The organism is Agromyces sp. Marseille-Q5079, from assembly GCF_051016555.1.
Classification (GTDB): Bacteria; Actinomycetota; Actinomycetes; order Actinomycetales; family Microbacteriaceae; genus Agromyces.
On sequence record NZ_JBPEJF010000002.1, the window covers coordinates 795,777 to 815,693 of the forward strand.

The following is a 19,917-nucleotide window of genomic DNA, read 5'->3' on the forward strand; positions in this document are numbered from 1 at the left end:
TGCCGCGGCCACGACATGTGGCCGCGGCATCCGTGCGTTCGGGGGCGTGAGCTCGACGTCAGCGCGGGAAGCGCACCACGACGCGCAGTCCGCCGCCCGGCCGAGGCGCGAGGTCGAGCGAGGCGCCATGCCGCTCGGCGATCGCCGCCACGATCGAGAGGCCGAGCCCCCGGCCGCGGTCGCCCGCCTCGCGCGTGCGACCGCCGCCCCGAGTGAACGGCGCGGTGAACGTCGCGACGGCGGCGGCGTCGAGCTCGGCGCCGCCGTTCTCGACCACGAGGGACGACCCGGCGGCATCCGTCGCCACCGTCACGAACCCGCCCGGCCGGTTGTGGCGCACCGCGTTCTGCACGAGGTTCGCCACGAGCTGGCGGAGCAGCACCGCGTCGCCGTCGACGACGAGCCGGCCGAGCGACGCCGTCACCTGCACGTCGGCCTGTGCGGCGCCCGGGGCCGCCTCGTCGACCACGGAGGCCGCGAGCGCGTCGAGCTCCACCGGGACGCGCTCGCCCGCCTCGGCCGACTCGACCTGCGAGAGGTCGAGCAGGGCCTCGACGGTGGCGATGCTGCGCTCGTTCATCTCGCGCAGCCGTTCGAGCAGTGCCACGTCGACCGCGCGGGACGTCAGCGCCACGTCGAGCATCGTGCGGGTCGTCGCCAAGGGCGTGCGGAGCTCGTGCGAGGCGTTGGCGGCGAATCGCCGATCGGCGTTCGCCGAGCGTTCGAGCGCGGCCAGCATCACGTCGAACGTGTCCGCGAGATCGGTGATCTCGTCGCGCGGGCCGGTGACGGCGATGCGGTGGTCGAGGTGCCCGTGCGTGGCCAGGTTCGCGGCCCGGTTGACCGCCTGGAGCGGTCGCAGCATCCGTCCCGCGACGAACCAGCCGGCCCACGCCCCGCCCGCGACGAGCAGCACGAGGGCTCCGGCCGAGACCCACAGCAGCAGCTGCACGATGTCGGCGCGAGAGCTCACCACGACCGTCGAACCGGTCGTCTCGGCGAGGAGGCCGACATCGATGACGTCCGCAGACGTCGGAGCGGCCTCGAGGGGCAGCGCCTGGGCGGGCACGGACTCCACCGCGAGCGTGTCCGCCGTGGCGGCGGCGGCCGTCATCGGCGCCGCGAACTCGTACGTCGGCACCAACCCCACGATGAGCGCGATGATCACCAGCAGCACCGTGCCCGCGACCGCGAGGAGCACCGCGTAGGTGAGCGCGAGCCGCGCCCGCACGGTCAGCCGGAACGCACGCGGTGCGGATGCCACGGGGTCAGCCACGAGCCACGTCGATCGCGTAGCCGGCACCCGGGTCCGTGCGGATCATCCACGGCTCGCCGAGCTTGCGCCGCAGGGTCGAGATCGTCACCTTCACCGAGTTCGTGAACGGGTTCGCGTTCTCGTCCCACGCCTTCTCGAGGAGCGTCTCGGCACTGACCACGCCGCCGCCCGCGCGCATGAGCACCTCGAGCACCGAGAACTCCTTGCGGCTGAGGCGCACGAACCGCCCGTCGCGGAAGACCTCCCGCCGGAACGGGTCGAGCGTGACCCCGGCCGCCTCCAGCCGCGGCGGCAGCGTGGTGAACCGCCGTCTCCCGAGGGCGCGCACGCGGGCCACGAGCTCCGGGAACTCGAACGGCTTGGCCAGGTAGTCGTCGGCGCCGAGCTCGAAACCGCCGACCTTGTCGCCCGTGCGCCGGGCGGCGGTGAGCATGAGGATCGCGGGCCGTTCCTCGCGGGCCACGAGGATGCGGCACACGTCGTCGCCGTGCACGCCGGGCAGGTCGCGGTCGAGGAGCACGACGTCGTAGTCGTTCACGTCGAGGTTGAAGAGGGCGACCGAGCCGTCGGCCGCGACATCCGCGGCGATCGCCTCGAGCGCGAGCCCGGCCCGAACGGCTTCGGCGAGGTAGGGCTCGTCCTCCACGATCAGCACACGCACGTCGGCCTCCATTCTGCTGCGGCATCCGGTCGAGTCAACCCGGTCGAGGGTAAGGAAAACGTCAGGACTGCCGCTTACGGTACGGCGACCGTGCTCCGAGTGTGCTGGGTGTCGCGCCCGTTCCGGCGCCACCGAAAGGACACCTGATGACCACACGCACCCCCCGCCGTGCTCGAGCCGGCCTCGCCCTCGCGGGCATCGGCCTGCTGCTCGCCACGCTCACCGCATGCACCCCCGGCCCCGCCGAGACGCCCGAGCTCGTCGCCGGCGACTCCGACGCCGCCTACGACGAGTGGGCCATCGACTTCGGTGCCTGCATGAAGGCCGAGGGCATCGACCTGGAGATGAGCGCCGCGACGAGCGGGTCCTCGGGCGACGACGCGAGCACGCAGTCCCTCGACGTCGGCGAGGTCGACCTCGAGGCGATGGACGCCGCGAACGAGAAGTGCATCGACGAGGTCGGCGAACCGCCCGTGCAGCCCGGGATGCCGGACGCGGAGGAGATGAACGAGGCGATGCTCGCGTTCGCCGCCTGCATGCGCGAGGCGGGCTACGACTACCCCGACCCCGAGATCTCGACCGACGGCGGCATCGTCGCGATGGAGGCGATGTCGGCCGACGAGATGGACCCGGCCGACGTGGACGCCTGCAACGAGCAGGCCGGCTTCCCCGACATGTCGGAGTCGGACCAGTGACGACCGAGCGACCGGTGGACGACCGGCAGGGTGCGGATGCCGCGGCATCCGCTGTGGCGGCGCCGGCCGCGCCTGCCGCGCCGGCCGCCCGCCCGCGCCGGCCGCGCACCGTCCTCGTCGTCGCGGCCGCCTGCGTCGCCGTGCTCGGCATCGTCGCGGCGGTCTTCGTCGCGACCCGGCCGACGGCCTCCGCGGCCGACGATGGACCCGGCAGCGTCGATGCCGCGACCTCGACGGTGTCCCGCGGCGACCTGACCGAGCGCATCCGCCTGAGCGGCCACCTCGGCTACGGCGAGGTCCACGAGCTCGGCACCGGGCTCGGCGGCACCGTCACCGCCATGCCCGCGGTCGGCGACGTGCTCGACCGGGGCGCGACCCTGTTCCGCATCGACGACCGCCCCGTCGTGCTGCTGCTCGGCGACCTCCCGATGTGGCGTGGCTTCGAGTACGGCATGGACGACGGCCCCGACGTGCGTCAGCTCGAGCAGAACCTCGCCGCGCTCGGGTTCTTCGACCGGGAGCCCGACGAGGAGTTCGCCGAATCCACGGCGGCCGCGATCGAGCGCTGGCAGGAGTCCCTCGGCCTCGAGGAGACGGGCGCGATCGAGCCCGGGCGCATCGTCTTCGTGCCGCAGCCCGTGCGCGTCGCCGCACACAAGGCGACCGTCGGCGACGCCGCGAGTGCCGGCGTGATCTCCGTCTCCGGCACCGAGAAGGAGGTGCTCGCCTCGCTCGCCCCGAACTTGAAGGAGGTCGCGATGGTCGGCACTCCCGTGCAGCTGGGCCTGCCCGGCGGCGAGACGGTGCCGGGCACGGTCTCGGCCGTCGGCGCGCCCGCCGAACAGGACGACGGCCAGGGCGGGAAGAAGCTCAAGCTTCCCGTCACGATCACGCTCGACGACCCGGCATCCGCCGACGGCCTCGACGACGTGACCGTGAGCGGCGAGCTGACCGCCGTCAAGCGCGAGGACGCCCTGCTCGTTCCCGTCATCGCCCTGCTCGCCCGCCCCGGCGGCGGGTACGGCGTGGAGCTGGTCGCGGGCGGTGGGACCGAGCTCGTCCCGGTCGAGCTCGGCGCGTTCGCCGACGGCATGGTCGAGGTCACCGGCGGAGAGCTCGAGGCCGGCGACGAGGTCGTGGTGCCCGAATGAGCGCGCCGCTGATCGACCTGTCCGCCGTGTCGCGCTCGTACGGCTCGCCGCCGACCGTCGCGCTCTCGCACGTCGACCTCCGCGTCGCACGCGGCGAGATGCTCGCCATCGTGGGACCGAGCGGGTCAGGGAAGTCGACGCTCCTGAACCTGATGGGCACGCTCGACCGCGCGAGCTCGGGCGACATCCGCATCGACGGACTCGACACGGGCGCGATGAGCGACGCCGAGCTCTCGGCCCTGCGCGCGCACACGATCGGGTTCGTCTTCCAGCAGTACCACCTCGCGGAGGGCGTCACCGCGCTCGACAACGTGGCGACGGGCCTGCTCTACACGGGGATCCCGGCGAGGGAGCGGCGGGCCCGTGCGGCCGTCGCGCTCGAACGGGTCGGGCTCTCCGCGCGCGCGGGGCACCGGCCCCAGGAGCTCTCGGGCGGCGAGCGCCAGCGCGTCGCCATCGCCAGGGCGGTCGTCGGCGAACCGGCGCTCATCCTCGCCGACGAGCCGACCGGCGCCCTCGACTCCCGCTCCGGCGCCGGCGTGGTCTCCATCCTCGCCGAGCTGAACGCGGCCGGCACGACGGTCGTCGTGATCACGCACGATCCGCAGGTCGCCGAGCGGATGCCGCGCCGGGTCGCGATCCGCGACGGTGAGATCGTGGACGACTCCGGCTCCCGATCGGCGTCCGGCCCGGGCACCGTGCCGGATGCGGCGGCGGGCGCGCTCGTCGGGGCGACGTCGTGAGCGGCATCCGCTCGCGCCTGCGCACCGGCGACCTCGTCGGGCTCGGCTTCCACGGCATCCGCGCCCGACCGCTCCGCGCCGCGCTCTCCGCGCTCGGCATCGCGATCGGCATCGCCGCGATGATCGCGGTCGTCGGCATCTCGACCTCGAGCGAGGCGCTCGTGAAGCAGCGGCTCGCGTCGCTCGGCACGAACCTGCTCACCGCATCGGCCGGCTCCGACTTCTTCGGCGAGGACACGCAGCTGCCCGCCGATGCCGTCGATCGGGTGCGCCGCGTCGACGGGGTCGAGACGGCGAGCTGGACGGCGACGCTCGCCGAGGTGAACGTGTACCGCAGTGCGCGCATCGACCCCGGCGCGACCGGCGGCCTCTCCGTCGTCGCCGCCGACCCCGACCTGCTCGACGCGACCGGGTCGACGCTCGCCTCGGGTGCGTGGCTGAACGGTGCGACCGAGCGCTACCCGGCCGTCGTCCTCGGGGCGACCGCCGCCGAGCGCCTCGGGATCCTGACGATCGGGAGCCAGGTCCTCATCGGCGGGCAGCAGTTCACCGTCGCGGGCATCCTCGACCGCTCGCCGCTCGCGCCCGAGCTCGACGCCGTGGCGATCATCGGCGCGCCGATCGCCGCCGAGCTCTTCGACTTCGACGGCTCGCCGACGATCGTCTACGAGCGCTCGACCGACGACCGGGTCGCCGAGGTGCGCGAGCTCCTGCCCGCCACGATCGACCCGGAGTCGCCCCACGAGGTGAAGGTGAGCCGCCCGTCCGACGCGCTCGCCGCGAAGAACACGATCGACCAGGCGTTCACGGGGCTGCTGGTCGGGGTCGGCTCGATCGCCCTGCTCGTCGGCGGCATCGGCGTGGCGAACACGATGGTGATCTCGGTGCTCGAGCGCCGCCAGGAGATCGGACTGCGCCGCTCGCTCGGCGCGACGCGCGGCCACATCCGCTCGCAGTTCCTCGTCGAGGCGATGCTGCTCGCCCTGTACGGCGGCATCGCGGGCACGGCGATCGGCCTGGCGATCACCGCGATCGTGGCGGGGGCGAACGGCTGGCTCGTGTCGGTGCCGCCGGCCGTGCTCGCGGCGGGCGTCGTGGCCACCGTGCTCGTCGGGGCGATCGCGGGCGCGCTGCCCTCGGTCCGAGCGGCCCGCACCTCGCCGACGGCGGCGCTGAACGCCTGACGACCGGCAGGCGCCCGTCCCCGCATCCCACCGCGCCCGCCGTTCGGCGCCGTGCGGTGCGGGGACGGCATGGCGGATCCACGCGTGGCGCAGAGGAGGAGCACAGGATCCCGACGTAGCGTCGTGGCGATGACGAATCCTCCCCGCACCCGTGCCTTCCGCCGACGTCGAGCCCTCGTGCTCGTCGCCGCCGCCACCGCGGTGACCCTCGTCTGCGGGTTCGTCGCCCTCGGCTGGGCGGCCGCCATCCCCGACACCACGGCCACGACGAGCGAGTCGAAGGACTCCACGACGGTGGATGCGGACGCGGACGCGGCCGACGCCGTCGACACCGCGGCCGTCATCGACTGGGCGTCGCTGAGTCCGGCCGTGACCGCGCAGATGCAGTACGTGCAGGAGCACTGGGACAGCATCGAGAGCGAGGAGTTCGGCTTCATCGAGGAGAACGACTGCATGGACTTCGCGAGCCAGTCGCTGCTCGCCCGGGGCTGGCTCGAGGACGACGACTGGTGGTACGCCGTGGGCGACGCCTATTCGAGCTCGGCCGCCTGGCGCAGCTCGACGGCCTTCATGGAGTACCTGCTGGAGCACCCCGAGAAGGCCACCATGCTGACCGATGCGCAACGCGACCAGGTGAAGGTCGGCGACATCGTGCAGTTCGACTGGGACGTCTCGGGCGATCGCGACCACACGGGCATCGTCACCGCCATCGTGACGAAGGACGACGGGTCGATCGACATCGAGTACGCCGGTCACACGGATGCCACGTGGGACCGCTCGGTCGACTGGTCGATCACCGAGCAGCATCCCGGCGGCGTCGCGACGTACTGGAGCATCGCCGACTGAGGCCGGGCCACGCCTGGACGGCTGCGGCAGCTCGACGGACGCGCCCGCGGTCGCGTCGGCGCCGCGGCATCCGTCAGCGGATGGCGGCGAGCTCGCGGTCGACCGCGTGCGCGAAGGTGTCCACGAGGGTGCAGCTGCGCGCGCCGATCCAGATGGCGACCTCGGCGCCGCCCTCGGGCCGCATCCACTCGTCGAGCCAGGCGTCGACCGCCGTGACGAGCGCCTCGCCGCGCGGCACGAGCCCGCGGCGGTTCTCGCGGAAGACCCAGTGCACCGCGATGCCCGCCGGCGCCTCGAGGTGCACGATCTGCACCGCGTTGATCGCCTCGACGAGCACGATGCCGGTGGCGTTCGCCGGGCAGTCGGCCAGCAGCGAGCGGATCGCGGCCAGGTCGCCGCTGTCGCCCGCGAAGAGCTTGGTCGGGCCGGGCAGTGCGCGCGGCCGCATGCGGCTCACCATCGGGGCCCCCTGACCGAGCGGACGGGGGCGTCCGAGATCGGACGGAGGGTTCGGGTGTGGTGCACGAAACTCAGTTTAGGTAAGGCTTACCTGTACGGCAAGACGCTCGGGGAATGTCTCAGGTTCGCAGATCCGAGGCGCGGATGTCGCAGGCTGGCGGATGTCGGTGGGCGGGCGTAGACCGGAGGCATGGAGATCACGCACATCAATCCGGAATCGATGCACTCCAGCCCGGCGTTCAGCCAGGGAGTGCTCGTCAGGGGCCCGCACAGCACCCTGTACGTCGGCGGACAGAACGGCCGCAACGCCGACGGCAGCGTCGTCGAGGGCGGCCTCGGGCCGCAGACCGTGAAGGCGCTCGAGAACGTGCTCGCGGTGCTCGCCGAAGCCGGCGCCGACCAGACCAACGTCGTGTCGATGACCATCACGCTCGCGGGCGGCGCCGACGCGAACGAGGGCTTCGCAGCCTCGGCCGAGGTCTGGGGCCGGCACGCCACCGCCGTCCAGGTCAACCAGGTCGACGGGCTCGCGAACCCCGAGTTCCTCGTCGAGGTCAGCGCCGTCGCCGTCATCCCCGCCTGACCGGCGCACGAGTGATCTCGCTGCTCTCGGCGCCGAGCAACCTCGGGCTCAGACCGCCCGTCGCCGGCGGCGTGCCAGGGGCCTCCAAGGCGCCCGAGGCGCTGCGGGAGGCCGGCCTGCACCGCCGGTTCGCACGACTCGGGGCGCATGACGCGGGCGTCGTGCTGCCGGGCCGATACGTCGACGACGACGCGACGCGCCCCGCCGACCTGGTTCGCAACGAGGCCGCGCTGATCGCACATGCACGCCTGCTGGCCGACCGCGTCGGGGGCATCCTCGACACCGGCGGCACCCCGCTGGTGCTCGGCGGCGACTGCAGCATCCTGCTCGGCATCGGCGTGGCACTGGCCCGACGCGGACGCCGCGGGCTGCTGCACGTCGACGGCCACACCGACTTCCGCCACCCGGGCAACAGCGACGAGTGCGCCAGCGTCGCCGGCGAGGACCTCGCCGCGGCGGTGGGGCTGCACCGGCCCTCGTTGGCCGACCTCGACGGGTTCGCGCCGTACTTCTCCCCGAGTTGCACCGTGCACCTCGGACACCGCGATGACGACGACGCCGCCGCCGAGGCCCGCGGCGTCCTCGGCCTGGTGGTCTCGGCCCGGGCGGCCACGGCGATGCGCACGGCCGATATCGCATCCGCCGTCCGCGCGGTCGCCGGCACATCGGGCTACTGGCTGCAGCTCGACGTCGACGTGCTCGATCCCTCGGTGATGCCCGCGGTCGACAGCCCCGACCCCGGCGGGCTCTCGATCGACGGCCTGGCCGCGCTGCTGTCGGCGCTCGCCCCCGGTGCCGTCGGCGCCTCGGTGACGGTCTTCGATCCCGACCTCGACCCCGACGGCCGATACGCGCACGTCGTGGCCGACCTGCTCGTCGACTCCTTCGCTCGGCTCGGCGCCGACGCCTGACTCGCAGCGCCGACTCGGTCGGCCACGCCAGGGGCGCGTCGCCCCAATCCGGCGACGCCGCCGCGTCGAACCACCTCCGGGCGGAGTTCCGCGCCCGCACCCGACGGAGGCCGACATGGAGTACGACGCGCAGGAGCCCGACCGGCGACACGGCCTCGAGCCAGACCCCGTCGCCGCGTCCGGGCGGCCGACCTCGCGCGGCTCCCGCGGATCGCGCCTGCGCTGGTGGTCGCTCGCGGCGCTCGCGGGCGTGATCGCCGCGGGCGTGTTCCTCGCCGCCGCCGAGCTCGTCGCGTTCCTCGTCGCGCGCGACGGCAGCCCGGTCCTCGCGGTCGGCGCGTTCGTCATCGACATCGTCCCGCAGTGGGCGAAGGAGCTCGCGATCGAGCTCTTCGGCGCGAACGACAAGCTCGCGCTGCTCGGCGGCCTGGGGCTCGCCGTACTCGTGGCCGCCTGCATCGCGGGCGTGCTGGAGTTCGTGCGGCCCCCACTCGGCGCGGTCGCGCTCGGCCTGGCGGGCGCCCTCTCGGTCGCGGCCGTCGTCACGCGCACGAGTGCGACGGCGTTCGCGTGGCTGCCGCCCGTCGTCGGCACCGCCGCCGGCATCGTGGTGCTCCACCTGCTCGTGCGCCGGCTGCGTGCGTGGCACGACCACGCGTCGCCGGCGCCGGTCGACGCGACGGCGAGCCCGACCGCGACGGCGAGCCCGACCGCGTCGGCATCCGCTCCCGTCGATCCCGGCGCTCGGGCGAAGGGGGGCGAACGCGCGGCCTCCCTCGACCGGCGCGGGTTCTTCGTACTCGCCGGCATCGCCGCGGCATCCGCGCTCGTCGTGGGGGTCGGCTCGCGCGTGGCCGGAGCCGCGACGAGCTCGATCGCCGCGATCCGCCGGGCGCTGCGGCTGCCCGCGCCGAACTCGACCGTCACGATCCCCGAGGGCGCCGAGCTCGACATCCCGGGCCTCACGCCCCTGTACACCCCGAACGCCGACTTCTACCGGGTCGACACGGCGCTGACCGTGCCCTCGGTCGACCCCGGCACGTGGCGGCTCGTCGTCGACGGCATGGTGGGCGAGCGCGTGGAGCTGGGCTTCGACGACCTCGTCGCGATGGGACTCGACGAGTACTCGATCACCCTCACGTGCGTGTCGAACGAGGTGGGCGGCGACCTGCTGGGCACGGCCAGGTGGCTCGGCGTGCCCGTGAGGGACGTGCTCGCGAAGGCCGGGCCGGCCTCCGACGCCGACATGGTGCTCTCGCGCAGCGTCGACGGGTTCACGGCGAGCACGCCGCTCGCCTCGCTCACCGACGACGGGCTCGACGCGATCCTCGCGGTGGCCATGAACGGCGAACCGCTCCCCCTCGAGCACGGCTTCCCGATGCGCATGGTCGTGCCGGGCCTCTACGGCTACGTCTCCGCGACGAAGTGGCTCACGGAGCTGAGGGTCACGCGATTCGACTCCGAGGAGGCCTACTGGACCCCGCGCGGCTACAGCGCGAGGGCCCCGATCAAGCTCTCGTCGCGCATCGACACCCCCCGCCTCGAGAAGGCGATCGACGCCGGCACGACCGTCATCGCGGGCGTTGCGTGGGCGCAGACCGTCGGCATCGAGCGCGTGGAGGTCAGGATCGACGACGCCGAATGGCAGCAGGCGACGCTCTCCAACCCGGTCAATGCCGACACGTGGGTGCAGTGGTTCCTCGAGTGGGAGGCCACGAGCGGCACCCATGACGTGACCGTGCGGGCCACCGACCGCGACGGCAACCTGCAGGTCGAGGAGCGGGCGCCGATCGCGCCCGACGGGTCGACCGGGTGGCAACGACGACTCGTCCGGGTGACCTGAGGTCGCGGCATCCGCCCGGTGCTGGCAGCATCGAGGCATGAGCAGCAAGCGGATCCTCTTCATCGGTGGCAGCGGCGTGATCAGCTCGGCGTGCGTCGCCAGGGCGGTCGACCTCGGGCACGAGGTGACCGTGCTGAACCGCGGGTCGTCGTCGACCCTGCGACCGCTGCCCGCGGGGGTCGCGACGATCACCGCCGACATCCGCGAGCCGGGCTCGGTGCGCGCCGCGCTCGGCCGCGACACGGCGAACCCGCTGGAGTTCGACGTCGTCTGCGAGTTCCTCGCGTTCACGCCCGAACACGTCCGCACCGACCTCGAGCTGTTCGAGGGGCGCGTCGGCCAGTACGTCTTCATCAGCAGCGCGTCGGCGTACCAGACCCCGCCGAGCCGTCTGCCCGTCACCGAATCCACGCCGCTCGTGAACCCCGAATGGCAGTACTCGCGCGACAAGATCGCGTGCGAGGACCTGCTGGTCGAGGCGGTGCGGGAGCGCGGGTTCCCGGCCACGATCGTGCGCCCGTCGCACACCTACGACCGCACGCTGCTGCCGACGATCGGCGGCTACACCGACATCGCCCGCATGCGCGCCGGCAAGCCGGTGCTCGTGCACGGCGACGGCACGAGCCTCTGGACCATCACGCACCACCGCGACTTCGCGGTCGCCTTCGCGGGCCTGCTGGGCAACCCGTTCGCGATCGGCGACGCGTTCCACATCACGGGCGACCACGCTCCGACGTGGAACCAGATCTACGGCTGGCTCGCGGATGCCGCGGGCGTCGCCGAGCCCGAACTCGTGCACGTGGCGTCCGAGACGATCGCGGCCGTGCACCCCGAGTGGGGCCCCGGCCTGCTCGGCGACAAGGCGCACTCGATGGTCTTCGACAACGCGAAGGTGAAGGCGCTCGTGCCCGAGTTCGCCACGACCGTCACGTTCGACGAGGGCGCCCGCGAGATCGTCGGCTTCATCGATGCGACGCCGTCGCTGCAGAAGCTCGACCCCGAAGCGGATGCCGCGTTCGAGCGCATCCTCGCGCTGCCGCGCCGCTAACGGCCGCTCACGCCACGTTCGCCCACCAGCCCCCCCCCCGCGCGCGCCGCGTCCGCCCGCCAGCCCCACTCACGCCACGCTCACGCTGGAACACGGATCCGGGACGGGAACGCACGTCGTGGGGTGTTCACGTCGCAGAACCGTGTTCCGGCGTGCAGGCGACGGCGGGGCGGTGGCGCGGCGTGCGGGCGCGCGTGCGCGGGCCCGGCGCGCCGCTACTGGTTCGAAAAGGCCGCGTCGAACGACGCCGTCGGCTTCGGCCAGAGGAGCGAGCGGATGTAGCCCACGGCCTCCTTCGCCCCGTGCAGCCGGTCCATGCCGGCGTCCTCCCACTCGACCGAGATCGGACCGGTGTAGCCGATCGCGTCGAGCGCGCGGAGCGAGTCCTCCCACGGCACGTCGCCGTGCCCCGTCGAGACGAAGTCCCAGCCGCGCCGCGGGTCGCCCCACGGCAGGTGCGACCCCATGACCCCGGCCCGGCCGTTCTGCGGCCGCATCCGCGTGTCCTTGCAGTCGACGTGGTAGATGCGGTCCTGGAAGTCGAGGATGAAGCCGACGGGGTCGATGTTCTGCCACATCATGTGCGACGGGTCCCAGTTGAAGCCGAACGCCTCGCGATGCCCGATGGCCTCGAGCGTGCGCACCGAGCTCCAGTAGTCGTACGCGATCTCGCCGGGGTGCACCTCGTGCGCGAACCGCACGCCCTCGGCATCGAACACGTCGAGGATCGGGTTCCAGCGGTTCGCGAAGTCCTCGAAGCCCGCCTCGATGACCGAGGCCGGCACGGGCGGGAACATCGCCACGTACGGCCAGATCGACGAGCCCGTGAAGCCGACGACCGTATCGACGCCGAGCTTGCGCGCCACGCGAGCCGACCGGCGCATGTCGTCGGCGGCCCGCTGCCGGACCCCCTCGGCGTCGCCGTCGCCCCACACGTACGAGCGCAGGATCGCCTCGTGCCGGAAGTCGATGGGCGCATCGCACACCGCCTGTCCGGCGAGGTGGTTCGAGATCGCGAACACCTCGAGTCCGTGCCGCTTCAGGATCTCGCGGCGTTCGTCGAGGTAGCCGGGCTCCTCGTCGGCGAGCCGCAGGTCGAGGTGGTCGCCCGAGCACGCGATCTCGAGCCCGTCGTACCCCCACTCGGCGGCGAGCCGCGCCACCTCCTCGAACGGGAGGTCGGCCCACTGGCCCGTGAACAGCGTGACCGGGTGGCCGCCCTCGGGGCGGTCGGCTCGGTTCGTCGCGGCATCCGTCATCGTCGTTCCCTTTCATCCTGCAGTGCTTCGAGGTAGCGGATGCTGCGCTCCGCGAGTTCGTCCTGCGACGCCGCGAGCGGTCGCCACACCGAGGCGGCGACGGCGATGGTGTCGTTCTCGCCCGTGAAGGACTCGAGCCCGAGCGGACCGTCGTAGCCGACGTCGTCGAGCGCGTCGAGGAAGGACGGCCAGTCGAAGTGATCGTCGCCCACCGGCCCCCGGTCGTTGCCGCACACCTGCACGTGCGCGAGGTGTTCCCCTGCCGCGCGCACGGCATCGCCGATGTGCTGCTCCTCGATGTTCAGGTGGTAGCTGTCGAGCGCGAGGCCGAGGCCGGGCCCGAGCAGCGGACCGAGCGCCTCGAGCGCCTGCTCGACGGTGTTCACGAGACTCGTCTCGTAGCGGTTCAACGGCTCGACAGCGAGGCGGATGCCGCTGCGCTCGGCCGTGCGCACGACCGGCGCCAGGCTGGCGCGCAGCTCGCGGTACCGGTCGGCCCGCTCCACCGCGTCCATGCGCCACGTGCGCCCGGTGGCCGCCGTGAACGGGCCGGCGACGACGGACGCGCCGAGGCGCTCGGCGACGCCCACGCAGTGCACGAGGTAGTTCTGGGTCGCGACCACCTCGGATCCGGGTGCGGCCACGAGGTTGCGGCCGGGGCCCATCGCTCCGATGACCACGGGCGCGAGCGAGTGCTCGGCGAGCACGTCGGCCGCGGCATCCGCGGACCAGTCGCCGGGCTGCTCGACCGGCAGTTCGATGGCGCCGAAGCCCATGCCCGCCGCCTTCGCGGCGATCTCGCGCAGCGAGGCGTCGTCGAGCGGCGAGGTCCAGACCCAGGTGTTCACACCGACCGTGCGGCGCATGCTGCCTCCTTGCAGACGGGGATCGCCGGTCGAGGAGCGGCGGAGCCGCGTCTCGAGACCAGTGTGTCAGGTCTCGAGACGGGCCCTGCGAGCCTCCTCGACCGGCGGATGTCGCCCTGGCGGGCTAGGCGGTCAGGTCGACCCCGGTCACGGGATGACCCGGTCCTGCCAGACCTGCGGGTACCCCGGAAGGTCCTCGCCGCCGAACTTGGCGTAGTGCCCGTCGGGCATGCCGTCGTTCGCCTCCAGGTACTGGTCGACCTCCTCGGCGGTGATGGGGCTCTGCGGGAGCACCCACTCCGACGGGATCTCCTCACCGGCGAAGATCTTCTGCGCGGCGAGCAGCGGCGTGCGCCACTGGAAGTTCGAGTACACGGGTGCGAGACCCGTGAGCCCGGTGTCCTTCCACTTGCGCAGGAAGCTCATCTCGTCCTCGCCCGTCATCACGGGGTAGTCGACGCCGGCGTCCTCGAACGCCTCGATGGCCGCGACGGCGCCGTCACCGGCATCCATCCACACGCCCTGCACGTCGCCCTTGGCGAGCTCGTCGGAGATGATCTTCTTGATCTCCGCGGGGTCGGCCCCCGTGAAGTAGTCGACGGCCTCGATGCCGGCCTCGTCGAACAGCTTCTCGGCCGCGGCCCAGCGCTGCTCGAGCACGTCGACGCCGGGCAGGATGCGCAGCGCCACGACCTTGTCGCCCTCGTCGAGCTCGTCGATGAGGAACTCGGCCGTGTCGATGCCCCACGCGAATCCGCCGATCGGGTGGATGAACGTGACGGGGCAGTCGGTCTGCACGCCGCGGTCGAAGACCACGACGGGCTTGCCGGTGTCGCAGGCACGCTCGACCGCGGGCGTCATCGCCGCCGTGGAGTTCGGCGAGATGATGAAGATGTCGCAGTTGCCCTCGGTGATGAAGTAGTCGATGTCGGCGATCTGCGTGTCATCGGAGTCCTGCGCGTCACGCGTCTCCATCTCGGAGATGACGCCGGCGTCCTGGAGCACCTTCAGCTGCTGGTTCATGGTGATCCAGCCGGTCTGGCGCCACGGGTTGGAGATCGAGGCGTTCGCGAAGCACGCCTTCTTGGCGCCTTCGCTCGCGAACTCGGCCGTGTCGACCATCTCCGCGTTGATGTACTGGAGCCACGGTTGCCCCTCGGGCCCCTCGGGCACGACGTCGCGTTCGGCGTCCTGCTTGTCGAATTGCTCCTGGTCGAACCACTCGACCGCTTCCTCCGTGGACGCTTCCTCTGTCGGAGCGCTCACATTGGGGTCGGTGGTACAGCCTGCGAGTGTGAACAGCGCGAGAGCGCCGACCATGGCTGAGACCACGGTGATCCTGCGTCGCATCACGAACCTCCCTTGGTTTCGTTGTCAGCCCTCTGCGTCGAGGGAATGGGTGCAGGGCGAGCCGTGGCCGGGGTCGGGTCGGGCTCCTTCGCCTCGGGTGGTGCGGGCGAAGTCTGGTCCACCGGGAGGGTTCCCGGCGGGGTCTGGTCGGTCGGCTCGAGGGCCGCCGGAGTCTCGAGGGCGCGGCCGCGACGGCGGGCCCGGACGGTCGTGGCGGCGTAGGCCACGGCGAGGATGATGATGACGCCCTGGACGGCGTCGCGGTAGGTCGAGGGGACGCCCGCGAAGTTCAGCAGGGTGAAGAGCGCCTCGAGCGCGAACGCGCCGGCCGCCGCCGCGACGACCCAGCCGCGGCCGCCGCCGAGCACGACGCCGCCGAGCACGACCGCGGTGATCGCGGTGAACTCGTAGCCGCGCCCGACGCTCGGGTGCACGCCGGCGTAGCCGACGAGGAGGATGCCCGCGACCGTCGCCGAGAGCGAGGAGATGATGAACGTCGAGGTCTTCACCCACCACGTGCGGGCACCGGCGTACCGCGCGGTCGTCGCGTTGTCGCCGAGCGCGATGATGGTGCGACCGAACGGGCGACGCGCGAACCAGACGGCGAGCGCGAGCACGACGGCGAGCACCACGACGGACCACGGCAGGATCTCGATGACCGGCAGGTCCCGGATGCCGCCGCGGCCGATCTCGCGGAACGAGTCGGCGGGATTGCCGGTGGCAGCGCCGCCCGTCCAGTACAGGACGCCGCCGAGGAGGGCGAGCATCATGCCGAGGGTGACGATGAAGCTCGGCACCCGGAGGAACGACACGATGAGGCCGTTGACGAGGCCGACGAGCGCGCCGAACACGAACATGAAGATCGTGACCGGCAGGATCATGGCATCGTCCTGGCCGATGAGGTTGCCGGCGATCACGACCTGGGCCGTGACGACCGACCCCATCGACAGGTCGAACTCGCCGCCGACGATCACGAAGTACTGGCCGATCGCGACGATCGCCACGGGCGCGACGCGCTGGATGAACCGGATGAACTGGCCGGGCTCGGCGAACGCGGGATTGAGCACGGCGATCATCACGAGCAGCACGATGAGCAGCAGGAACACGGCGCCGCGCGGGCTGACGAGGGTGCGGCCGAGGCTCGCGAGACGCTCGAGCACGGAGGGCTTCGCGGGGGTGGTGGTGGTGGTCATGCCTTCGCCTCCGCTCGGCCGGTGCGCTCGGGTTCGGGGGCCGTCGTCGGTGGTTCGGACGCGCCGGATCCCGGTCCGAACCGGGGCCGGCGCCGGTCGAGCTGGCGACTCGTGTAGACGGCCACCGCGGCGACGATGACGATGCCGCGCACGACGTCCTTGAGGAACGGGTTCACCTGCATGACGCTCATGACGTTGTCGACGACTGCGAAGATCGCGACGCCGCCGATGGTGCCCCAGATCGACCCGCGACCGCCCATGAGGAGGGTGCCGCCGAGCACGACCGCGGCGATCGAGAGCAGGTCGTAGCCGCCCTGGGTGCCCACGGTCGGGCTGCCGACGCCGAGGCGGCTCGCGAGCAGCAGCCCGGCGAGCGCCGCGGTGATGGAGCAGAGCATGTGCGCGACGAGCACCGGTCGTGCGGTGCGGATGCCCGAGAGCCGGGCGACCTGCTCGTTGCCGCCCACCGCGAACATGTGGTTGCCGGTGCGCGTCCGCGCCAGGAAGAACGCCCCCGCCAGGGCCACGGCGAGCATGATGAGGGTCGACACCGGCACCGGTCCGACGCCCGTGGCCCCGATGAGCTGGAACTCCCACGGCACCTCGCCGCTCGTGCCCTTGTAGTTCGAGTCGAGGTAGCCCTTGATGATGAGGCCCGTGCCGAGGGTGGCGATGAAGCCGTTGACCCTGAGCTTGGTGACGATGAGGCCGTTGACCAGGCCGATCGCGGCGGCCACGACGATCACCGCGAGCACCGCGACGGGGATGTTCGCCGGGTCGCCGGCCATGAGGTCCGCCGCGATGAGGCTCGAGAGGCTCACCACGTAGGGAACCGAGAGGTCGAGCGAGGCGCAGAGGATCACGAGCGTCTGGCCGATCGCGACGAAGCCGAGCACGCTCATGCCGGTGAGGATGTCGCGGATGTTGCCCGCGCTGAAGAAGTTGCGTCCGACGCTCGCGACGAGGATCGCGCCGATCACGATGACGGCGATGAGGGCGATGCCCACGATGAGGCTGGAGTCCAGGCGTCGCCGCCGTCGACGCGCGGGCGCGGCCGGTCGGGCGGTGGGGGCTGCGGGCGAGCTCATCGGGTCTCCTCTCCTTCGATGCGCAGGGTGCCGGTGGCCGCCGACAGGATCGTGGCCTCGTCGCTCCTCGCGGGCAGTTCGGCCGACGCGCGGCCGTCGTGCATCACGATGATGCGGTCGGACATGCCGATCACCTCGGGCAGCTCCGACGAGATCATGAGCATCGCCACGCCCTCCTTCGCGAGCCGGCGCATGAGCTGGTACACGGCGACCTTCGCGCCCACGTCGATGCCGCGCGTCGGTTCGTCGAGCAGCACGACACCGGGCTTCGTGGCGAGCCACTTCGCGAGCACGACCTTCTGCTGGTTGCCGCCTGAGAGGTACTGCACCTCCTGGTCGACGCCCTGCGAGGCGACCTCGAGCGAGGAGAGCACGCCGGGCAGCTCGCGGCGGACCTCGCGGGTGCGCCGGGCGAAGACCGAACGGATGACGAGCAGGGCGTTGTCGGCGACGGACTGGTTCAGCGCGAGGCCCTGCGCCTTGCGGTCCTCGGTGATGAGGGCGATGCCCAGCTTGACCGCCTGGCGGGCGCTCGTCATGCGCGTGGGGCGACCGTCGAGCAGCAGCTCGCCGCGGGTGAGCGGCGTGATGCCGAAGATCGCCTCGAGCAGCTCGGTGCGACCGGAGCCCTGCAGCCCGGCGACGCCGACGATCTCACCGGCGCGCAGTTCGAGGTCGACGCCGTCGACGTACGCGTTGCCCGCCCCGCGGAGCTCGAGGCGCGGGGCGCCGACGACCGTGCCCTCCTCGGCGTCGGGGAAGTAGGCCGAGATCGGCCGGCCGACCATGCGGCGCACGAGCTCGTCGGTGTCGAGCTCGGAGGCGGGGCCGGTCGACACGAGTGCGCCGTCCTTCAGCACGGTGATGGTGTCGCAGAGGTCGAAGATCTCCTTGAGGCGGTGCGAGACGTAGAGGATCGCGACGCCGCGATCGGCGAGCCGGCGCACGATCGCGTAGAGCAGTGCGACCTCGTGGTCGGCCAGGGCCGCGGTCGGCTCGTCCATCTGGATGACGCGGGCGTCGACGGAGAGCGCCTTGACGATCTCGACGATCTGCTGCTCGGCGACGGTGAGGGTGCGCACGGGGGCGTCGGGGTCGATGCCGTCGATGCCGAGCTCGGCGAGCAGCGTGCGCGTCTCGCGGATCATGGCCTTGTGGTCGACGAGCCCGCGGCGCTTCGGCTCGCGCCCGAGGAACACGTTCTGCGCGACCGTGCGCTCGGGCAGCAGGTTGAACTCCTGGAACACGGTGGCCAGCCCCGCATGCGCCGCCTGGACGGGGTGCGAGAACCGCACCTCGTTCCCGCCGAGCGTGATCGAGCCGCCGTCGCGTTCGTAGACGCCCGCGAGGATCTTCATGAACGTCGACTTGCCCGCGCCGTTCTCGCCGACGAGGCCGTGCACCTCGCCCGGCCGGAGGGTGAGTCCGACGCCGCGCAGCACGGTCACGCCGAAGAAGGACTTCTCGAGGCCCTCGGCCACGAGCACCGGCTCACGGTCGGCGAGCGCGACGCCGGCGCCGCCCTGCGGTTCGCTCGCGCTCATGCGGCGACCTCCGTCCAGGTTCCGGATGCCGCGGACCTGAGCACGGCGTCGGTGACGCGCACGGCGCGGGCGCCGTCGTCGAACCCCGGCAGCCCGTCGGGCGGGGATCCGGCGATCGCGGCATAGGCGTCGGCGACGAAGGCGTTGAAGGCGTCCTGGTAGCCCATCGGATGCCCCGCCGGCACGAGGGAGAGGCGAGCCGCGTCGGGGGCGAGCCGCGCGGGGTCGCGCTCGATGACGGTCGACGCCGCCGCCCGGCCGACCCAGAGCCGGTCGGGCCGCTCCTGCTCGAACCGCACGGTGGCGTCGGTGCCGGAGAGCTCGATGGTGAGGGCGTTCTTGTGACCGGGGGCGACCTGGGAGACGAGCAGGGTGCCGACCGCGCCGGAGGCGAGCTCGACCACGACGGCCACCAGGTCCTCGGTGGCGATGTCGACGTTGGTGGCGCGCCGCTCGTAGACGGTCCGCGTGGTCGAGTTCAGGCGCACGATGCGATCGCCCGCGACGAACTCGACGAGGTCGACGAGGTGCGAGCCGATGTCGGCGAACGCCCGCGACGGCCCGCCGAGGGTGCGGTCGACGCGCCAGTCGTCGTCGTGCGGCGTCGCGAGCCAGTCCTGGAGGTAGGCGCCGTGCACGCTGAGGAGGCGCCCGGTCTCGCCGGCGGCGACCCTCGCCCTGGCCTCGCGGGCCATCGGGTGGAAGCGGTAGACGAACGGCACGGCGGCCACGAGTCCGCGTTCGGCCGCGAGGCTGCGGAGCCGCTCGGCGTCGGCGACGGTCGTGGCCAGGGGCTTCTCGCACACGACGTGCTTGCCCGCGACGAGGGCAGCCTCGGCGATCGCGGCGTGCGTGACGTTGGGCGTGCACACGTGCACGACGTCGATCTCGGGATCGGCGAGGAGTTCGTCGACCGAGTCGAACGCGGCGTCGAGGCCGAGCCGCTCGACGGCGGCCCGTCCGCGTTCCGCGGTGGAGGACGCACCGCCCGAGAGTGCGGCACCCGCCGCCCTCGCAGCCCGGGAGTGCACGGTGGCCATGAACCCCCCGCCGACGAAGCCGGCGCGGAGCGTTCGCGCCGAGGCGAGGACGTCCATTGTCATGTCGGCCATGCTGACACATGCCAGACACCTTTTGCTAGTCATTCGACAGAAGTTGCCGACGTCGTGACATGTTCGTTACCGAAGCGTTGACGAAGCCGGTGTGCTTTACTTCAA

Annotated in this window: 19 protein-coding genes; 9 read left to right on the top strand and 10 right to left on the bottom strand. The window is 72.4% G+C overall.

The genetic code is table 11. From position 1 onward, the window contains the following. Positions 1-58 precede the first annotated feature (58 nt). Both ACR3IO_RS07445 and ACR3IO_RS07450 read right to left on the bottom strand, forming a co-directional pair. Entirely contained in the window at positions 59-1,276 is a 1,218-nt protein-coding gene (locus ACR3IO_RS07445; RefSeq protein ID WP_434070532.1) for a sensor histidine kinase, read from the bottom strand. Continuing rightward, positions 1,269-1,937 carry a response regulator transcription factor gene (locus tag ACR3IO_RS07450; protein WP_434070533.1) on the bottom strand — a complete coding sequence of 223 codons (669 nt, stop codon included), beginning with the start codon at positions 1,935-1,937 and terminating at the stop codon, positions 1,269-1,271. The genes ACR3IO_RS07445 and ACR3IO_RS07450 overlap by 8 nt, the downstream gene beginning before the upstream one ends. Before the next feature lie 146 nt (positions 1,938-2,083). On the opposite strand from ACR3IO_RS07450, the gene ACR3IO_RS07455 reads away from it, so the two are divergent. The 5 genes from ACR3IO_RS07455 to ACR3IO_RS07475 all read left to right on the top strand — a co-directional run bounded on the left by ACR3IO_RS07455 (position 2,084) and on the right by ACR3IO_RS07475 (position 6,556). Next, the gene (locus ACR3IO_RS07455; RefSeq protein WP_434070534.1) at positions 2,084-2,632 is read left to right on the top strand and encodes a hypothetical protein; all 549 of its coding nucleotides are present in this window, start codon (positions 2,084-2,086) and stop codon (positions 2,630-2,632) included. Continuing rightward, complete coding sequence (locus tag ACR3IO_RS07460; RefSeq protein WP_434070535.1) at positions 2,629-3,783, top strand: efflux RND transporter periplasmic adaptor subunit; 1,155 nt, start codon at positions 2,629-2,631, stop codon at positions 3,781-3,783. The genes ACR3IO_RS07455 and ACR3IO_RS07460 overlap by 4 nt, the downstream gene beginning before the upstream one ends. Further along, positions 3,780-4,526, top strand: a complete 747-nt coding sequence (locus tag ACR3IO_RS07465; protein WP_434070536.1) for an ABC transporter ATP-binding protein — start codon at positions 3,780-3,782, stop codon at positions 4,524-4,526. Before ACR3IO_RS07460 ends, ACR3IO_RS07465 begins: the two co-directional genes overlap by 4 nt. Further along, positions 4,523-5,710 carry an ABC transporter permease gene (locus ACR3IO_RS07470; protein WP_434070537.1) on the top strand — a complete coding sequence of 396 codons (1,188 nt, stop codon included), beginning with the start codon at positions 4,523-4,525 and terminating at the stop codon, positions 5,708-5,710. Before ACR3IO_RS07465 ends, ACR3IO_RS07470 begins: the two co-directional genes overlap by 4 nt. A 129-nt stretch (positions 5,711-5,839) precedes the next feature. Then, positions 5,840-6,556 (top strand): amidase domain-containing protein, encoded by a 717-nt coding sequence (locus tag ACR3IO_RS07475; protein WP_434070538.1) that lies wholly within the window; start codon positions 5,840-5,842, stop codon positions 6,554-6,556. A 73-nt stretch (positions 6,557-6,629) separates the two neighbouring features. Here the strand turns inward: ACR3IO_RS07475 and ACR3IO_RS07480 are convergent, their stop codons facing one another. Continuing rightward, entirely contained in the window at positions 6,630-7,016 is a 387-nt protein-coding gene (locus ACR3IO_RS07480; protein WP_434070539.1) for an SIP domain-containing protein, read from the bottom strand. 189 nt (positions 7,017-7,205) lie between these two features. Here ACR3IO_RS07480 and ACR3IO_RS07485 point away from each other — a divergent pair, with 189 nt between their 5' ends. The 4 genes from ACR3IO_RS07485 to ACR3IO_RS07500 all read left to right on the top strand — a co-directional run bounded on the left by ACR3IO_RS07485 (position 7,206) and on the right by ACR3IO_RS07500 (position 11,400). Continuing rightward, positions 7,206-7,598: a RidA family protein gene (locus ACR3IO_RS07485; RefSeq protein WP_434070540.1), complete on the top strand. Its 393-nt coding sequence runs from the start codon at positions 7,206-7,208 to the stop codon at positions 7,596-7,598. Positions 7,599-7,609: 11 nt separating this feature from the next. Beyond that, positions 7,610-8,509 (top strand): arginase family protein, encoded by a 900-nt coding sequence (locus tag ACR3IO_RS07490; RefSeq protein WP_434070541.1) that lies wholly within the window; start codon positions 7,610-7,612, stop codon positions 8,507-8,509. Positions 8,510-8,624: 115 nt separating this feature from the next. Further along, complete coding sequence (locus ACR3IO_RS07495; protein WP_434070542.1) at positions 8,625-10,352, top strand: molybdopterin-dependent oxidoreductase; 1,728 nt, start codon at positions 8,625-8,627, stop codon at positions 10,350-10,352. Positions 10,353-10,389: 37 nt separating this feature from the next. Beyond that, complete coding sequence (locus ACR3IO_RS07500; RefSeq protein ID WP_434070543.1) at positions 10,390-11,400, top strand: SDR family oxidoreductase; 1,011 nt, start codon at positions 10,390-10,392, stop codon at positions 11,398-11,400. A 215-nt stretch (positions 11,401-11,615) separates the two neighbouring features. Here the strand turns inward: ACR3IO_RS07500 and ACR3IO_RS07505 are convergent, their stop codons facing one another. The 7 genes from ACR3IO_RS07505 to ACR3IO_RS07535 form a co-directional block, all read right to left on the bottom strand. Further along, positions 11,616-12,659, bottom strand: coding sequence for a sugar phosphate isomerase/epimerase family protein (locus ACR3IO_RS07505; protein ID WP_434070544.1), 1,044 nt, complete (start codon positions 12,657-12,659; stop codon positions 11,616-11,618). Further along, a complete protein-coding gene (locus tag ACR3IO_RS07510; RefSeq protein WP_434070545.1) occupies positions 12,656-13,525 on the bottom strand; it encodes a sugar phosphate isomerase/epimerase family protein in 870 nt (289 codons plus the stop codon). Before ACR3IO_RS07510 ends, ACR3IO_RS07505 begins: the two co-directional genes overlap by 4 nt. A gap of 147 nt (positions 13,526-13,672) precedes the next feature. Beyond that, positions 13,673-14,875 carry a substrate-binding domain-containing protein gene (locus ACR3IO_RS07515; RefSeq protein ID WP_434070546.1) on the bottom strand — a complete coding sequence of 401 codons (1,203 nt, stop codon included), beginning with the start codon at positions 14,873-14,875 and terminating at the stop codon, positions 13,673-13,675. Then, positions 14,875-16,068, bottom strand: coding sequence for an ABC transporter permease subunit (locus tag ACR3IO_RS07520; protein WP_434070547.1), 1,194 nt, complete (start codon positions 16,066-16,068; stop codon positions 14,875-14,877). The genes ACR3IO_RS07515 and ACR3IO_RS07520 overlap by 1 nt, the downstream gene beginning before the upstream one ends. Continuing rightward, a complete protein-coding gene (locus ACR3IO_RS07525) occupies positions 16,065-17,156 on the bottom strand; it encodes an ABC transporter permease (protein WP_434070548.1) in 1,092 nt (363 codons plus the stop codon). Before ACR3IO_RS07525 ends, ACR3IO_RS07520 begins: the two co-directional genes overlap by 4 nt. After that, positions 17,153-18,700, bottom strand: coding sequence for a sugar ABC transporter ATP-binding protein (locus ACR3IO_RS07530; RefSeq protein WP_434070549.1), 1,548 nt, complete (start codon positions 18,698-18,700; stop codon positions 17,153-17,155). The genes ACR3IO_RS07525 and ACR3IO_RS07530 overlap by 4 nt, the downstream gene beginning before the upstream one ends. After that, entirely contained in the window at positions 18,697-19,803 is a 1,107-nt protein-coding gene (locus tag ACR3IO_RS07535; protein WP_434070550.1) for a Gfo/Idh/MocA family protein, read from the bottom strand. Before ACR3IO_RS07535 ends, ACR3IO_RS07530 begins: the two co-directional genes overlap by 4 nt. Positions 19,804-19,917 lie beyond the last annotated feature (114 nt).

Excerpts from the sequence above, each read along its gene's own strand:
- ACR3IO_RS07525 (WP_434070548.1), bottom strand. The coding sequence starts at position 17,156 with ATGAGCTCGCCCGCAGCCCCCACCGCCCGACCGGCCGCGCCCGCGCGT.
- ACR3IO_RS07455 (WP_434070534.1), top strand. The coding sequence starts at position 2,084 with ATGACCACACGCACCCCCCGCCGTGCTCGAGCCGGCCTCGCCCTCGCG.
- ACR3IO_RS07495 (WP_434070542.1), top strand. The coding sequence starts at position 8,625 with ATGGAGTACGACGCGCAGGAGCCCGACCGGCGACACGGCCTCGAGCCA.
- ACR3IO_RS07485 (WP_434070540.1), top strand. The coding sequence starts at position 7,206 with ATGGAGATCACGCACATCAATCCGGAATCGATGCACTCCAGCCCGGCG.
- ACR3IO_RS07475 (WP_434070538.1), top strand. The coding sequence starts at position 5,840 with ATGACGAATCCTCCCCGCACCCGTGCCTTCCGCCGACGTCGAGCCCTC.
- ACR3IO_RS07465 (WP_434070536.1), top strand. The coding sequence starts at position 3,780 with ATGAGCGCGCCGCTGATCGACCTGTCCGCCGTGTCGCGCTCGTACGGC.
- ACR3IO_RS07480 (WP_434070539.1), bottom strand. The coding sequence starts at position 7,016 with ATGGTGAGCCGCATGCGGCCGCGCGCACTGCCCGGCCCGACCAAGCTC.
- ACR3IO_RS07500 (WP_434070543.1), top strand. The coding sequence starts at position 10,390 with ATGAGCAGCAAGCGGATCCTCTTCATCGGTGGCAGCGGCGTGATCAGC.
- ACR3IO_RS07510 (WP_434070545.1), bottom strand. The coding sequence starts at position 13,525 with ATGCGCCGCACGGTCGGTGTGAACACCTGGGTCTGGACCTCGCCGCTC.
- ACR3IO_RS07520 (WP_434070547.1), bottom strand. The coding sequence starts at position 16,068 with ATGACCACCACCACCACCCCCGCGAAGCCCTCCGTGCTCGAGCGTCTC.
- ACR3IO_RS07515 (WP_434070546.1), bottom strand. The coding sequence starts at position 14,875 with ATGCGACGCAGGATCACCGTGGTCTCAGCCATGGTCGGCGCTCTCGCG.
- ACR3IO_RS07505 (WP_434070544.1), bottom strand. The coding sequence starts at position 12,659 with ATGACGGATGCCGCGACGAACCGAGCCGACCGCCCCGAGGGCGGCCAC.
- ACR3IO_RS07530 (WP_434070549.1), bottom strand. The coding sequence starts at position 18,700 with ATGAGCGCGAGCGAACCGCAGGGCGGCGCCGGCGTCGCGCTCGCCGAC.
- ACR3IO_RS07535 (WP_434070550.1), bottom strand. The coding sequence starts at position 19,803 with ATGACAATGGACGTCCTCGCCTCGGCGCGAACGCTCCGCGCCGGCTTC.